The sequence below is a fragment of the Leclercia sp. UBA5076 genome (assembly GCF_002416465.1).
Lineage (GTDB): Bacteria > Pseudomonadota > Gammaproteobacteria > Enterobacterales > Enterobacteriaceae > Enterobacter.
The window spans coordinates 181,866-198,165 of record NZ_DIAO01000012.1 but is presented as its reverse complement, the minus strand read 5'-3'; the positions used below and the strand labels follow the sequence as shown (position 1 = coordinate 198,165).

Sequence of the window (16,300 nt, the reverse complement as noted above, 5' to 3'; positions counted from 1 at the left end):
CTCTTTGGTCGTGCGTCATTATGCGGTATTAGCTACCGTTTCCAGTAGTTATCCCCCTCCATCAGGCAGTGTCCCAGACATTACTCACCCGTCCGCCACTCGTCACCCGAGAGCAAGCTCTCTGTGCTACCGTTCAACTTGCATGTGTTAGGCCTGCCGCCAGCGTTCAATCTGAGTCATGATCAATCTCTTCAATTTAAGTTTGATGCTCGTGAATTAAACTTCGTAATAAATTACGTGTTCACTCAGGGACTTGGTATTCATTTATTGTCCGAAGACATTAAGAATCCATGTCACTTTGAGTGCCCACACAGATTGTCTGATAAATTGTTAAAGAGCAGTGCAACGTGGCTTTCGCTCACCGTTGCGAGGTGGCGTATATTACGCCTTCCTCTTTCAGAGTCAAGCGATTATTTTCGCTTTTCTCCTCAACCGGCCCGGCTGTTAGTGTGAAGTGATTCACATCCGCCGTGTCGATGGAGGCGCATTATAGGGAGTTCTCCGGCGCCCGCAACCCTTAAATGTCATAAAAATGACTGACTGCTGCATTCCCCAGCAAAAGCCCGCCTTATACCTGATTACCCACAGAGTTATCCACAAACATGCTGATATTCTCTACTATATAGAGGCTAAGGCGGGTTCAGAATCACGCTGCGGCCTGTTCTTTGCGTACCAGAAGGGTGGTAAGTATAAAGGAGAGCACCAGCGAGATCGCCACACCCGCCAGAGCAAAGATAAAGTACGGCCCTATATAAGCAGGCAAACTGAAGATGCTTGACAGGATATAGCCATAGAGGCGCACCCCGAAGAAGGCGATAAAGGCTGATGCCAGCGAGCTGGCCACCGTGGCGGCGATAAAAGCTTTCTTGTAGCGCGTCAGGACGCCAAAGAGTGCCGGTTCGGTAATCCCCAGCAGCGCAGAGATGGCTGCCGACAGCGTAACGGTCTTCTCCTGACGGTCTCGGCTCAGCCGCCAGATAGCAAATGTCGCCCCCGCAATTGCCATATTGGCCATAAACATCATCGGCATCAGCATGTCGTAACCACGGTCGCTGAAGTTTTGCAGGGCAATCGGCGTCATCGCGTGATGCATACCGGTCAGGATCGCCACCGGACGGATAGCCCCGACGATAAGCCCGGCAAAGCTGGCCGACACGCCAAACAGTCCTTCTATAAAGAAGGCGAGTCCTTTACCCAGCCAAATGCCCACGGGGCCGATCACCACCAGTGCCGCCAGGGCGCCTATAAAGAGGGAAAGCGTTGGTGTGAACACGGTTTTCAATACATCCGGCATAATGCTGTCTACCCAGCGATGGATATAGCTTAATGCCAGCACCGAGAAGATCACCGGAATGACGCTCGAGGCATAGTTAAAGACGGAGACCGGTATGGCATTCATTAACCAGAGCGCGCTGACCGCCCCTTCCTGATGTGTCGCCAGGGCTTTCGCTGCTTCTATTAAGGAGGGATACATCAGACAGGCGGCAACCGCCGCGGCAAGATACTCATTCGTTTTGAAGATCTTTGCCGCCGACACGGCAAGAAAGAAAGGCAGAAAATAGAACACGCCGCTGGCAATCAGGTCGATAACCATAACAGTATCGCTTTTCGCTGATACCAACTTCAGTGCAATCAGCCCGGCCAGCAGCCCTTTTATCATCCCGGCCCCGGCAATGGCCGGAACAATCGGGCCAAACACGCCCGAGACGGTATCCATAAAGAGGGAGACCAGACTTTTACGCCCCTTCGTCGCCGTCGGCGCCTGATCGCCCCCTTGACCGAGTACCTTAACCATTTGCACGTACCAGCTGTTCACCTTCGGCCCAATAATCACCTGAAACTGATCGCTCTGCAGTTGCGCGCCCAGCACGCCCGGCAGATTTTTTATCGCGGTCTGATCAACTTTGTTATCGTCGATAAGATCAAACCGTAGCCGCGTCATACAGTGCCAGACTTTATTAATATTCCCCTGGCCGCCGACCAGATAAATAATATTGTTGATGGCTTCTTGCATCCCCATAAAGACTCCTGCCGGTATGGTTGTTGTTTTATTGATGCTCCGAGAATAATTAACCCCCCCATACAAAACAAACCAATAAAATTTGACACCGCTCACACTTAACCATCTAAAAGACGGTAAAACAATATGCAATGCACAATTGGTACGGCTTTTAATTAAAATAGAATAAAATAACTGACCAAAATAAATAATAAAAAAATGGTTTACCTGTAAACATTTTTGGGGCGATGATATTCCCATTCCGTATTTCCACAGCGCAGCAAAGGAGTTTTTCGTGACGCCTGTGATTATCAAAAATATCGAGTGTTTTATTACGCGCCCGGACCGACATAACCTGGTGACCGTGCGCGTCACCACCGAAAACGGGCCCATTGGACACGGTTGCGCCACCTTCCAGCAACGCCCGCTGGCGGTGAAAACCCTGGTGGATGAGTACCTTAAGCCGCTGCTCATCGGCCGGGATGCCAATAACATCGAAGATCTGTGGCAAATGATGAACGTTAACGCTTACTGGCGTAACGGTCCGGCAATGAACAACGCGATTTCAGGCGTGGATATGGCTCTGTGGGATATTAAAGGGCAACTGGCCGGAATGCCGCTTTATCAGCTGCTGGGTGGAAAAGCCCGTGATGCGATCCCGGCTTACAGCCACGCCAGCGGCGAAACGCTGGAGGAACTCTTTGCCTCCGTTGATAAACTGGTGGCGCAAGGCTATCGGCATATCCGCTGCCAGCTTGGTTTTTATGGCGGAACGCCATCGGCGTTACATGCCCCGGAAAATCCGACGTCAGGGGCCTGGTTCGATCAGCATGAATACATCGCGAATACCGTGGAGATGTTCCGCACCCTGCGCGAAAAATATGGCTGGAAACTCCATTTCTTACACGACGTTCATGAGCGATTATTCCCGCAGCAGGCGGTGCAACTGGCAAAACAACTTGAGCCTTACCAACCCTACTTTATTGAAGATATTTTACCGCCGCAGCAGAGTGCCTGGCTGGAACAGGTTCGCCAGCAGAGCTGCGTGCCGCTGGCGATGGGCGAGCTCTTCAATAATCCCGCTGAATGGCACGAGCTGATTGTGAACCGCCGCATCGACTTTATTCGCTGCCACATCTCGCAGATTGGCGGCATTACACCGGCGCTGAAGCTTGCGCATCTCTGTCAGGCCTTCGGCGTGCGTCTCGCCTGGCATGGCCCCGGCGATATGACCCCTATCGGCGTGGCGGTAAATACGCACCTGAACATTCATTTGCATAATGCCGCCATTCAGGAATTTATTCCGCGTTCTGCCGCCACCGACAGCGTATTCCCTGGCGCGCCTGAGGTGAAAGACGGGTTTGTTTATCCGCCGACAGCGCCCGGCATCGGCACCGCCTTCAATGAAGAGCGAGCTCTGGCCTATCCGTTGGTTTATCGCCCGCATGAATGGACGCAAAGCCGCCTGCCGGACGGCTCGATTCACACGCCCTGATGTTGTCGCCAGGCTAAATTATCGCGGTTATACGGGCTGACCCAGGTGCAGGTGTAGTTGATATCAATAATATCGCTCACCTCAAAGACCCGACCCCCCTCCAGTATTCCACGATTATTAATATGCATTGCTGGGCTGCCTTTTTTGCAGCCCAGTATTACCGCCTGCTCCCGGCTGACGCTGACCGCCCGGTAGGTGGTCAGCATATGGGAAATGATCATTCCTTTATTTAAGACGTACTGCTGAATGGAACGCTCAATCGCCTGCTGATTAAGATCGGGGAAATCGGCGGCCGGCATGCTGGACACTTCCAGCTGTACGGGCTGGTCATCGACGTAGCGCAGGCGGCAAAAGTGCCAGATAAAACTCTCTTCATCGATGCCGAAGATCTGCTGCGCCGCGCGATCGGGCCTCCTCTTATGCAGGCTAATCATCCGGTAACGCATCTGATCGAATCGCTTTTCCGTGATCGAATTATAAATCAGCGGATTATTGCGTGCATGCTCGTTGATCCAGATCCCCGAGCCCTGCACGATCCGCACCACGCCAATACTGACCAGTTTTTCCAGCGCCTGGCGGATGGTGAAACGCGAGACGCCATACTCTTCGGCCAGCTGTCTTTCAGGAGGAAGTTTACGTGGCCCTGCCGTGGTGTCCTGATAGATTTTGCTCAACAGATCCTGGGTCACAAACTCTTTCTTTTTCATTGTTCCATCCTGAAGTCACTCAACGTTGATCGCACCTCAACACTCCGGCAAATCTTGTGCCAGCAAGCGCGGCCAGACTACCGCCCAGTCGGAGCCATGCCCCAACCCGCTGACCACCTCCGTTTGCACACAGTTCCCCCCCACCGCCTGTTGAAAACGTCTGGCGACGGCGGGCGGCACGGTGGTATCGGCTTCTCCACTGTAGTGGATCTGTGGCAGGACGCGAAGCGTAGGCGCACGATCAATAGCGCTTTCCGCCTCGGGCATCGGACTGACACGGTGCAGGGCATTGACATACGCCACGTCGAGATTGCCCGCCACCGTGCGCAGAGAGCGCACATCATTCCGTCGTTCGGCTAACAGCGCGGCGATATTACCGCCCCCGGAGTAGCCAACCAAATCGAGCTTCACGCCGGGATAACGCTTCACCATCTGGCTGAGCGCCTCATTCATCGCATCAATGACCGCAGGTGAAAAACGATCCTGCGTCCAGATATTTACACGGCAGTGCGCCGGCAAAGGCGGCCCGATAAACTGGCAGGGCCGGGCCAGATAAAGCACATTGGCATGGCTATCCGCCGCCGCCAGCATCAGGCCAACTGGATTACGAGGTGTCGGATTATCCGAGGGTGTGAAGCGGTTTTTCCAGGCAAAGCCATCCCCCTCGATATAGACCCGCAACGAAACAACCGGAGGCGTGATTCGATGCCAGCTGGTAATCGGGAAGGGATCTGTATCAAACTTCTCACTGATCAGACCACTCTCCCTGGCGATTTTTTGTACGGCACCCTGCGGATTGGCTGAAATACATCCCGCCAATAATAAAGATAAATTAATCAATACCGTTCCCTGCAATAAGTGAGGATATATCCTCATTCCGCCACCAGCCTTAAGTCAAATTATAAACATTACAAAAAATATGCAATAAATTCTCCCTGAAATAATTAAGCAGGACTTATTGTTTTCAGCAACGAATTGTATATTCTGCGCCCGAAGATATCGGATTAATCCGAAGAGATCGCCACAACCTTTGCACAATCATCGCTACTTATGACGGAATACCATGGAAAAGAAACGCCTTAGCCAGCTGATCTCCCTGCTGGTTGCATCGACGGCTGCGCACGCCTTCGCAACGTCTCCCGAGTTAATTATCGACACGCCAACGAGTAATATTCAGATCGCTGACGGAAAAGAGCTGGTGCATATTACCCATGCGGGAAGTATCACCGGCACCCCTACCAATGCCTTAACCGTGAACGCGGGCGTCACTGTAACGACACTTACCAATGATGGGATGATTAGCGACACCGTTGATAACCCTTTATTGTTAAACAACAATATTGTTCAGATTGATGGAACAATAGATACGCTAAACAATAACGGCACCATCTCCAGCCAGAGCCTGTATCAAAACGGCAGCGTCGTGGCGGTGGGTGCGACGGGGGTGATTAACACCTTCATTAACAGCGGCACGCTCGAGAGAGTTCCTGGCTCTTACAACCTTTTCGGGTATAACAACAACGGTACCTTGAGCAATGCCGGGACTATCGGCACCCTGGTTAATGCCGTGGATGGCAAGATTGTGGGCTATCGCGGCATCAACAATCAGGGCACCATCGACAACCTAAATAATGCCGGCCTTATCTCTTCTGTGAATAACGATAACGGCATATTCATGGGGCAAAAAGGGGCCATTTTTAACAGCGGGACGATTGGCTCCCTGCATAACACCGGAACAATTGAAGGCGGCACGACCGATTATTACGGCAGCTCCGGGATTATCAACCAGGGCATCATTAACGCTATCGTTAATGATGAGAAGATTAACGGCAGCTCCTTCGGCATTATCAACTCCGGCACCCTTAATACCCTTGTTAATAACGGTAACATCACCGCCAACGACACCGCTGTCTATAACAACAGCAATAACAACAGCGTTATTGGCTCCATTGTGAACAACGGTGAAATCTCGGGTAACTGGAGCGGGATTTACATCTGGAACTACAACAACCAGGGCAACACGGAGATCGTCAATAACGGCCTTTTAAGCGGCGGGGGCTATGCCCTGTTTGTTAACGGTAATAATAGTGACACGGTAACCCTCACCAATACCGGCACCATTACCGGTGATATTTACTCCACCAGCACGGCACCATTAACTCTTAACGGTGGCACCACCATGGGCACGCTGACCGGCATCGACGGCGCGACGGGCACCATTACTGGCTCTAATGTCACATTTGGCAGCGGCTCGCTGCTGCTCAACGATAATGTCAGCACGTTTAGCGTTATCCCTGAGTATGGCCTGATGGCAATGCAGATGAGCGACGACATTGAAGTGACGACCGGCACCGTACTGAACGAAGCCGCGTCCCTTCAGGTCAATAACAGCATCAACATTCTGGGTGATTATCATCAGAAAGCGGCCGCAACGCTCATCTCCGGCATCTCCGATCTGGCCGAGGCTAACGGCGATGTGCTTGCCGACGCCGGATATGGTCGTCTGAACGTCAGCGGTAATGCCACTATCGACGCGGGCTCAAGCATCAATCTGCTGCGCACCGGCAGCACCTATAAGTTCGCTGAAGGGCAGCGCTATGTGGTCATCAACGCCAGTGGCGCCCAGACCGACTACCATGCCGATCAGCTGAACTATAAAGCGCTCGGCTACCGTGGTGCGGTCAACGGCACCGTGTATGAAGATGCGACGAGCAAGGCGCTGGTGTTAACCCTGGGCGCAGAGCCGGTCACTCCCGATCCGGTAGAGCCACAGCCCCAGCCGCAGCCGCAGCCTGAGCCGACGCCAGAAGTGACCCCGCCTGTGGTGACCGAGCCTGAGATCGCCCCGCCGGTCGTTACGACCCCGGCACAGCCGACCCAGCCTGCGCCAGCGGAACCCACACCTGCTCAGCCGACCAAACGGGGCTATGCCACTATCCCAAGCGCTACCGCGTCACTGGGCGGGCTGGCGAGCTACTCCGGTATCGCCTCACCGCAACTGCTGAATTTGTATAACGCCTCGCTGGCAATTGAAGGTAAACAAGAGGCGAACCGCGTTGGCGAGCGTCTCTCTACCAGCCAGAATCTCAACACCAGCTCAGCGGCAACCGTTGCCATCTCTACCGCTCAGGCCGTAGTGGGTGCTCACATCGATGCCGTGCGTAATCCACAGGCCTCCGGCGTGAGCGGGGTGGCAACCGGTGATGACTACGCAGAAAACTGGATTGTCTGGGGTCAGCCGTTCGGCGGTTATGCCCGCCAGCAGAGCAGTGACGACGTGAGCGGTTACTCAGCGAAATTTGGCGGCCTGATCATCGGTGCCGACCGTGCCCTGGGTGACGCCTGGCGTCTGGGCGCGGCGCTGAACTACAGCAACACCTCCGTACATGGTAAAGACAACCTGAGCGGCAACAACTCCACCGCCGATAACTATGGGGTGATTGGTTATGCGGCCTACACCGGCAATCCGTGGTATCTGAACCTCTCCGCGGGCCTGAACCGTCAGAACTACAGCTCCGTTCGCCGCGCCGATTTCACCGGTTTCTCCGGCGCGGCGCACGGCAAGTTCAACGGCCAGTCGGTCACTCTGCAAAGCGAGCTGGGTTACCCGATCACGCTGCCAGCCGACGTGGTACTGACCCCGCTCGCGGGCCTGACCTACGGTTATCAGCATGTGGAGGGCTACAGCGAAACTGGCGGCAATGGGATGGCGCTGGATGTCAGCAGCACCCATACGCAGTCGGTAGTCAGCGATATCGGCGCCCGCCTGGAGAAGAGCTTTTCCACCGGTCTGGGTAATCTGACGCCGTTTGCCCAGCTCTCCTGGATCCACCAGTACGATAACCGCCAGGTCAGCAGCCATGCGACCTATGCCGCCGATGCCGTGGGTGAAACCAGCTTTATCACCAAAGGAGCTTCACCGGTGAAAGATATGGCCAGCGTAGCTATCGGCACCACGCTCTACGACGCCAACGATCTGAGCTTTGACGCGCGTTACGACCTGCAGGCCGGCGATCGTTACCAGGCGCATACTTTCAGCCTGCGTTTACGCAAGTCGTTCTGATTATTATGTCCCTTCAACGGGGCCCTCAGGGGCCCCGTTTTTTTACCCGGGTAAAACATTATGTTTTTAGCACACCAGCAGGCATCCCGTTGAGCGCATAATCTTATGCGCTCAGTTCGTTAAACCGTTCACGGAACAGCTGCTACACTGCCTCAACACCTCCACAAAAAGGCAGATCAACATGTCCGAGAATAACTACCAGCCAGCGAAAGTCTGGGAATGGAAGCAGAACAACAGCGGCGGCGCGTTCGCCAGCATCAACCGCCCAATCTCAGGCGCCACTCACGAGAAAACCCTGCCGGTCGGTTCACATCCGTTGCAGCTTTATTCACTGGGTACGCCAAACGGCCAGAAGGTCACTATTCTGCTGGAAGAGCTGCTGGCGCTCGGCGTCACCGGTGCGGAATATGATGCATGGCTGATCCGCATCGGCGAAGGCGATCAGTTCTCAAGCGGGTTTGTTGAGGTCAACCCGAACTCTAAAATTCCGGCCCTGCGCGACCACTCCACCACGCCGCCAACCCGGGTGTTTGAGTCCGGCAATATCCTGCTCTATCTGGCGGAAAAGTTCGGCCACTTCCTGCCAAAAGATCCGGCTGGACGAGTGGAAACCCTGAACTGGCTATTCTGGCTGCAGGGCGCTGCCCCGTTCCTTGGCGGCGGTTTCGGCCACTTCTATCACTATGCCCCGGTAAAAATCGAGTACGCCATTGACCGCTTCACCATGGAAGCCAAACGTCTGTTCGACGTGCTGGATAAACAGCTGGCGCGGGGTCGCTACGTGGCGGGTGAAGAGTACACCATCGCCGACATTGCCATCTGGCCGTGGTTTGGCAGCGTGGCGCTGGGCCAGGTTTACGGCGCGGCAGAGTTCCTCGATGCCGAAAGCTACAAGAACGTTCAGCGCTGGGCGAAGGATGTCGCCAGCCGTCCGGCGGTGAAGCGCGGGCGTATCGTCAACCGCACCAATGGCGAGCTGAGCGAACAGCTGCATGAGCGCCATGCGGCAAGCGATTTTGATACCAACACTGAAGATAAACGTCAGGGCTAACCCCTGTGCCGGGCGGGCCACCGCCCGGCGACGGTCAGATTACGTTGAGTTTCCCCACTACGGCATTATTGGCCTACCTGGCAAACCGCGCAGCTGGCAGTATCCCCAACGTCTCACTGCATATTTATAAGGGAACAGCCATGAAAACCATGAAAATCACTTTGATGATCGGCGCGCTGATCTTCTCTGCTACCAGCCTGGCGGCAGATAAAACCGCTACCGGGGCGCTGGTGGGTGCCACCATCGGCGCAGTAGCCGGGAAAAGCGTAAAATCCACCGTCGGTGGCGCGGTGGTTGGCGCGGGTACCGGGGCAATGTTTAAAAACGGTGAGAAAGGCAAAGCCGCGCGTAAGGGGGGAGCCATTGGTGCCGCTGTAGGGGCTGGTGCAGCCGCCGTAACCGGCAATAGCGTTCTCAAAGGCGCCGCCCTTGGCGCAGGGGCGGGCGGCCTGGTCGGCGAAGCGACCCACTAATAAAAATGCCAGGTGATTATTCCACCTGGCTTTTTCAGGCCCCTCATTTCTTATTTCCTGGCTGTTTATAAGACCTTCAATATAAGCCTTAACGCAAATCCCTCTCTTTTTTCAACACCATATTTACTTCCATCCAGTAAACTGGCATCAATAATTTCTTTCTTCAGATTATTCGCATGTCAGAAAAGGCGCTGAAACAACAGATTCAGAATCTCAAAAAGCACAATGCCCGGCTTGCCAGGCTGGCGCGTGACGCCCGAAACAAGCTCAGTGCTGCGCTCGACGGAACCGGTCTCTGTTTATGGCAGCTCGACGTTCCTACCGGCAAGCTGATTATCTATAACCGCCGCTGGGGTGCGATGCTGGGCTATCAGCCCAAGGAGCTGAATGCGCAGTTTGAGATCTGGCGTGAGCATCTGCATCCGGATGACAAACAGAACGTGCTGGATGCCTTCTACGATCACCTGCACGGCAAAACGCCCTTCTATGAAGCGCTGCACCGCATGCAGCACAAAAACGGCACCGTCACCTGGGTGCTGGACCGCGGACGGGTGACGGACTGGGATGAAAACGGCAACCCCCTGAAGGTGACCGGCACCCATATCGACATGACCAAAGAGAAGCAGTACGAAGAGCAACTGGCCCAGCTGGCTAATCACGATCCGCTCACTGGCCTTGCCAACCGTCACGCATTGCTTAAGCACTTCGCCCAGCTTAAGGCCCAGGGGCCGCTCAGCATCGCTTTTATCGATCTTGATGATTTTAAAACGGTGAACGACACCTTTGGTCATCGCAGCGGCGATGAGCTGCTGATCCAGCTCAGCCAGCGCCTGCGCGATGCCTGTCCGCCGGAGGCCATCGTTGGCCGCCTGGGTGGCGATGAGTTCGTGCTACTGTTGCCTTTCCCGCTTTCCAGTGTGCGGGTGAACAGCACCGCCCACCGTTGTCTGCAGGCGGCGCTGACGCCGTTCGAGCTGGATAATGGCCAGGCGCAGGTCGGCGCCTCGGTAGGGATTGACGAAGTGCTGGAGCAGGATGATTTCGTCAATGCCCTGCGCCGTGCCGACCGATCGATGTACCAGATTAAGCACACCGGCAAAAACGGCGTGGCGATTGGCCAGACGCCGCTCGCCTTCACCCGTACCGGAACAGAACCATGAAAAGCTCCCGTCATCAGGATCTTATCCGCCTGCTGGCGGCCTCCGACTGGCTGACAACAGAGGCGCTGGCCGCCGCGCTTGGCGTGAGTAAAGAGACGATTCGGCGCGATCTGAAACTGCTGCAGCAGCAGGGCAAGATCGTGCGCCATCACGGGCGGGCGCGGGCGATCCACCCGGATCACCGCGACGGCGGAGAGCCCTTTGGCGCGCGGTTGAAAAGTCACTACGCGGATAAAGCCGATATCGCCCGTCATGCGCTGGACTGGGTCAGCGAAGGCATGACGCTGGCCCTGGATGCCAGCTCAACCTGCTTTCACCTGGCGCGGCAGCTGCCGGATATCGCCCTGACGGTCTTTACCAACAGCCTGCCCATCTGTCATGAGATGGCGAAGCGCGAGCGCATCACCCTGATCTGCTCGGGCGGGACGCTGGAGCGCAAATACCGCTGCTATGTGAATCCGGCCCTGGTGACGCTGCTGAAATCGCTGGAAATTGACCTGTTTATCTTCTCGTGTGAAGGGGTGGATGAGCAGGGTGTGATGTGGGATCCCACCCCGCACAGCGCCGGGTTTAAATCGCAGCTGCTGGGCCGCGCCAGCCAGTCGCTGCTGCTGATCGACAAAAGCAAGTTTCAGCGCTCCAGCGAAGTGAAAATTGGTCACCTGTCGCAGGTGACGCAATTGATCAGCGACGCGCAGCTTGCCCGGCGTTAGTCTGCCAGACGGAATTTCTGCACCGAACGTTGCAGCTCTTCGGTCTGGCGCTCCAGTGCGGAAGCCGCCGCCGACACCTGCTCCACCAGCGAGGCATTCTGCTGGGTCACGCCGTCCATCTGGGTGATCGCCACCCCAACCTGCGAAATGCCTTTGCTCTGCTCTTCCGAGGCGCTGGCAATCTGCTTCATGATGGTGGTGACGCCAGTAATGTCGCGCAGCACCGCCTCCATGGTGGTGCCAGTCTCGGTCACCAGTTTGGCCCCCTCCTCCACGCGGGAGACGGAGTCAGAGATTAACCCCTCGATCTCTTTTGCCGCGTTCGCGCTGCGGCTGGCGAGATTCCGTACCTCACCGGCTACCACCGCAAAGCCACGCCCCTGCTCGCCCGCCCGCGCCGCTTCCACCGCCGCGTTGAGGGCCAGAATATTGGTCTGGAAGGCGATGCTGTTGATGACGCTGGTGATCTCCGCAATCTTCTTCGAACTGATGGAGATCCCGGTCATGGTACTGACCACATTTTCCACCAGCGCGCCGCCGCGACTGGCGCTGACAGAGGCGACGTCCGCCAACTCGCTGGCCTGACGGGCATTATCCGCGTTGAGCTTCACCGTGGCGGTGAGCTGCTCCATGCTGGCGGCGGTCTCTTCCAGCGCCGCTGCCTGCTCTTCGGTACGGGACGAGAGATCGTTATTGCCGCTGGAGATCTCCGTCGCCCCGCGCCAGATGTTCTCGCTGCCGTTGCGGATGGTGCTCACCGCCTCGCGCAGGCTCTCCTGCATCGCCGTCAGCAACGGTACCAGCTGGCCCACACAGTTACGGCCAAAAGGCGCGATCGGCTGGCTAAGATCCCCCTGCGCAATCAGGCGGAAATGGTGGCGGAGCTGCTCAAGAGGTTTCACCAGCATGGCAACCAGATAACGGTCAGCGAACAGCAGGATCAGCAGGCCGATAATCGTTGCGGTAATCATTACCGTGCGGGTAGTGCTGGTGAAGCCATCCACCGTCACCCGGGTGGTGTCGAGGATCGTGTCGGCGGCCTTATTGAACTGTCCGGCGCTCTCGCCAAAGGCGCGGCTTAGCGGTGGGGTGACATTGTTCGCCTGCTGGCGATAGCCCTCAAGGTTGCCCTGCTGAGCCAGCTGCATCTGGGGCTTAACGCCGTTATCCAGCAACGCCTGCCAGCTGGCGATCACCCGGGCGGAGACGTCGGCATCCATTGGCCCCGGCGACATGGCTTTCAGCTCGTCGAGCCTGATGCTCATGGTATCCAGCGCCTGCTGTACAGCGGCAAAATCGGCCTTGCCGCCTGCCGCCTGCGTCTCCATCGCGCGGCTCAGCCGGGTAACAAAACGGAAGTATTGATCGTTGCCCTGGCTGAGCACCGTCATCTGTCTGACCAGCTGGCGATCGACCTCATTGCCATCCGCCACGCGGGAGAGCGCCCATGAGCCATACAATCCCACGCCCGCCCACATTAAACAGAAGATACCCAGAATCGTCAGCATCACGAACCGGATTGTAAGATTACGAAATATACGCATAACTCTTTCCTTGCCTGAGGGAGATGTCGCCCGGAGGCGAGTATTACCCTCGTTATCGGCAAGAAAAGGCGAAGCAATACCTTTTCCTGGTTATTTTTATAAAACTTTTCATTTCTGTTTACCGGGCCGGAAAAGGATAATCACGCCAGGACAAATACCCCTCTAAATAACGTGATATTAGATTTCATAAAATTTACAAATGTAAATCAGGCTCTCCATTCATAATCCACATAACTCTAAAGGGTTAGTCCTCCGATCTCTCTTGACAGAGAATTTTCCTGTTCAAGCGGAAAAAGTCTTACTTTTTGTACGTTAATAAAACTGTAACATTCACAAAACAGATATATTTAGAAAAAACAATCATTTGTTTTTATAAAAATGGTCATTTAATGGCTTGATATAATTTCAAATTTCATTACACCATTTTCGTCTGAGAAAGTTCTTAATTACGCATATCTGGTTTAAAAAGAATTCACTTTGATCCGGTTATAAGAGATGAAGAAATGCGTATTTCAATGAAAAGGACCTTGTTGTCACAGTGTGTATTACTGTCACTTGCCTCGTTTGCTGCCCAGGCAGGCGAGACCCCTGCGACGCCTTGCCAGAATGGTGACACCACCCAGACCTGCGGCCTGAAAGAATATCCGGACGGCAGTTTCTATCAGGATCCAGGGGTCACTGATGCCGTTATGGCAAATGAAACAGCAACCAATATTTATATGGATGGTGACCGTAAAACAGGCGATACGCAGACCTTAACTGTGACAGGTACGGACATGTCCGGTTATTATATTCAGGGAAGCAATGGCGGTACCGTGAATATTAACGTCACTGACAATGCCAAAGTGGATATGATTGAAGTCGGTTCCGCATTCAAGACCACCAATACAACGATCAACGTCAATGACTCCACGCTGAACGGCCAGAACAGCGACGGGGCCTATCAGCGAGACAAAGATTATATGATGGGCGCCGCCATCTATCTCGACCCGCTCGATGCAGGGTACCACGACGTGAATATCAGCAACGGCAGCGCACTGCATGGCAGTATTATCAGCGCCGGTCAGGGCACCCAAACCATCGCCATGAGCGACAGCATCATGGATAATGGCGGTATTTACGTCGGCAGCGATAAATCAGATACCTCCCTTACCCTGACGAACGCCAGCGTGGATGCAACTAACAGCCAGGTGGCGCAAAATCTCGATACCATCGTAGAAACACTGAGCCAGTACCAGCCCTTCCAGAATATCAACGTTGATGCCTTTAGCGATCTGGCAGTGGCATTGTACGGTACCACTCAGGATACGCTGGCACTGAACAACAGCACCGTGACCGGCGACATCGGGGTTATTAACGAAAAAGGCCAGACCAACCTGTCATTCACCAATAACAGCGTCGTGAACGGCAATGTGACGCTGGACGGTAACTCCACCAATACCGTTCTGGTGGATAACAGCACCATTAATGGCGACCTGAATGCCAGCCAGAACAGTGGCGATACCACCATTACTCTGCAAAACGGTGCTAACGTTGACGGCAATATTACGACCGGCGCAGGCGATGATACGGTGGTCCTGGTGAATGATTCCCACGTCACCGGTAATGTCAGCGGCGGAGACGGCAACGATACCCTGTCGATGGATGCGGGTAGCTCTATTTCCGGGCAAATTAATCAGTTTGAAACTGTGAATACCACCAGCGATAACAGCATCAGCCTCGACACCATTAACGATTCAACTACATGGAGTCTGCAAAACGGCTCCACCCTGACCGCCGACACCACGGGTAGTAATGCCGTAGTGAACATGAGCACCGATAGCCGGGTTAACTTCGGCCAGATCACCGGCTCCCGTAACGCTGTGGTAGTCAATAACATTACCTCTTCGGCGCTCAATCAGCAGAACATCGTGCTGGGGTCCTTTACCACGACTACGGCAACCACCACGCCGGAAACGGCCGCCAATGCGACCTTCAGCAACGGTCAGCAGCAGGTTGAAAACCGCAGCGCAGCTTATAACTACAACAATGCTCTGAGCATTGTGCCTGGCGATAACAGCCAGGACTGGAATATTGTTTTTAACAGCTCCCGCGGCGCACTGGCCAGCGATGTCCAGGGATTAGTCGCCGGGCTGGATGCAGCCGAACAGGCGGGCCATCAGGTCACTGATGACATCGCCAGCCATTTGGATCGCCTGCACTTTGCTGGCCTGACAGGTGAACAGCAGGAAGGGGCCCAGCTGTGGGGAGACTTCCTCTATCAGAACGGTAACTTCAGCAACGATGTGGATTACAAAAGCATCACTCAGGGCGCACAGGGTGGCGTTGACTGGACGGCGTACCTCGCTAACGGGGACAGCGTAACCGGCGGCGTGGCACTGGCCTGGACCCGTAGCCGCGTTGAAGATACCGCCAACGGCCCGGACAGCTTCAAGGACACCGTCTATGGTAACTACTACAGCCTGTATGGCGGCTGGCAGCAGGCGCTGAACGGTCGTCAGTGGGGCATGTTCGCCGACGCCAGCTTCAGCTATGGCGATATGCGCTACTCCCTCTCCGCGCATAACGTCACTGGCGACACCAGCGGCATGACCGAAGCGCTGCACGGCTCCACAGACGGTAGCCTGTATATGGCTCAGGCTCGTACCGGGGTGAACGTGCTGCTGCCAGGCGAAACCGTGCTGCAACCATACGCCATCCTCGGCTGGGATGAGACCAAAGCTAACGGCTTCTCCGACAGAGAAGTGACCTTTGCTGACAGCCAGGTCTCCTCCTGGAACGGCGGCGCGGGTCTGCGTCTGACCACCACCCTGACCGATCTGAACAAAAACGTGCAGATCATGCCATGGCTGGATGCCCGCGTGCAGAAAGAGTTCAGCGATGATACCGATATCCAGGCAGCGGATTATCACAACACCGCAGGTCATAACAACAGCATGGGAATGTTTGGTGCGGGTGTGAATGCCACTATCGCGCACAACTTCTCGGTAAATACCGGCATTTACTATGGCACGGGCGATGTCGATAACGACGCCAGTGTTCAGGCAGGTATGAGCTACAGCTTCTGATGACCACGCCTACCCGGTAGCCTGAGG

General features: G+C 55.1%; 11 protein-coding genes and 1 rRNA gene. 7 read left to right on the top strand and 5 right to left on the bottom strand.

The window, feature by feature from the left end:
• A 16S ribosomal RNA gene (locus B3X29_RS12615) occupies positions 1 to 198 on the bottom strand; the annotation flags it as partial.
• A 448-nt stretch (positions 199 to 646) separates the two neighbouring features.
• A complete protein-coding gene (locus tag B3X29_RS12610; protein WP_159339956.1) occupies positions 647 to 2,020 on the bottom strand; it encodes a PTS transporter subunit EIIC in 1,374 nt (457 codons plus the stop codon).
• Between the two features lie 274 nt (positions 2,021 to 2,294).
• Between B3X29_RS12610 and B3X29_RS12605 the strand changes: the two genes are divergently transcribed.
• Entirely contained in the window at positions 2,295 to 3,494 is a 1,200-nt protein-coding gene (locus B3X29_RS12605; protein WP_103176942.1) for an enolase C-terminal domain-like protein, read from the top strand.
• Here the strand turns inward: B3X29_RS12605 and B3X29_RS12600 are convergent.
• Together B3X29_RS12600 and B3X29_RS12595 are read right to left on the bottom strand one after the other, a co-directional pair.
• Entirely contained in the window at positions 3,482 to 4,201 is a 720-nt protein-coding gene (locus B3X29_RS12600; protein WP_156655217.1) for a GntR family transcriptional regulator, read from the bottom strand. The genes B3X29_RS12605 and B3X29_RS12600 overlap by 13 nt on opposite strands.
• A 36-nt stretch (positions 4,202 to 4,237) precedes the next feature.
• A complete protein-coding gene (locus tag B3X29_RS12595) occupies positions 4,238 to 5,077 on the bottom strand; it encodes an alpha/beta hydrolase (protein ID WP_159339955.1) in 840 nt (279 codons plus the stop codon).
• Positions 5,078 to 5,264: 187 nt separating this feature from the next.
• Here B3X29_RS12595 and B3X29_RS12590 point away from each other — a divergent pair, with 187 nt between their 5' ends.
• The 5 genes from B3X29_RS12590 to fucR all read left to right on the top strand — a co-directional run bounded on the left by B3X29_RS12590 (position 5,265) and on the right by fucR (position 11,661).
• Positions 5,265 to 8,264 (top strand): autotransporter outer membrane beta-barrel domain-containing protein, encoded by a 3,000-nt coding sequence (locus B3X29_RS12590; protein ID WP_159339954.1) that lies wholly within the window; start codon positions 5,265 to 5,267, stop codon positions 8,262 to 8,264.
• A gap of 181 nt (positions 8,265 to 8,445) precedes the next feature.
• On the top strand, positions 8,446 to 9,315 hold the full coding sequence (gene yghU / locus B3X29_RS12585) for a glutathione-dependent disulfide-bond oxidoreductase (RefSeq protein WP_103176946.1): 870 nt from the start codon (positions 8,446 to 8,448) through the stop codon (positions 9,313 to 9,315).
• A 140-nt stretch (positions 9,316 to 9,455) separates the two neighbouring features.
• On the top strand, positions 9,456 to 9,788 hold the full coding sequence (locus B3X29_RS12580; protein WP_103176947.1) for a glycine zipper family protein: 333 nt from the start codon (positions 9,456 to 9,458) through the stop codon (positions 9,786 to 9,788).
• 176 nt (positions 9,789 to 9,964) lie between these two features.
• The gene (locus tag B3X29_RS12575; RefSeq protein WP_159339953.1) at positions 9,965 to 10,948 is read left to right on the top strand and encodes a sensor domain-containing diguanylate cyclase; all 984 of its coding nucleotides are present in this window, start codon (positions 9,965 to 9,967) and stop codon (positions 10,946 to 10,948) included.
• Positions 10,945 to 11,661 carry an L-fucose operon activator gene (gene fucR, locus B3X29_RS12570; protein ID WP_156655221.1) on the top strand — a complete coding sequence of 239 codons (717 nt, stop codon included), beginning with the start codon at positions 10,945 to 10,947 and terminating at the stop codon, positions 11,659 to 11,661. The genes B3X29_RS12575 and fucR overlap by 4 nt, the downstream gene beginning before the upstream one ends.
• Here the strand turns inward: fucR and B3X29_RS12565 are convergent.
• Positions 11,658 to 13,205 (bottom strand): methyl-accepting chemotaxis protein, encoded by a 1,548-nt coding sequence (locus B3X29_RS12565; protein ID WP_103176950.1) that lies wholly within the window; start codon positions 13,203 to 13,205, stop codon positions 11,658 to 11,660. The genes fucR and B3X29_RS12565 overlap by 4 nt on opposite strands.
• A 515-nt stretch (positions 13,206 to 13,720) precedes the next feature.
• On the opposite strand from B3X29_RS12565, the gene B3X29_RS12560 reads away from it, so the two are divergent.
• Positions 13,721 to 16,273 carry an autotransporter domain-containing protein gene (locus B3X29_RS12560; protein WP_236560476.1) on the top strand — a complete coding sequence of 851 codons (2,553 nt, stop codon included), beginning with the start codon at positions 13,721 to 13,723 and terminating at the stop codon, positions 16,271 to 16,273.
• Positions 16,274 to 16,300 lie beyond the last annotated feature (27 nt).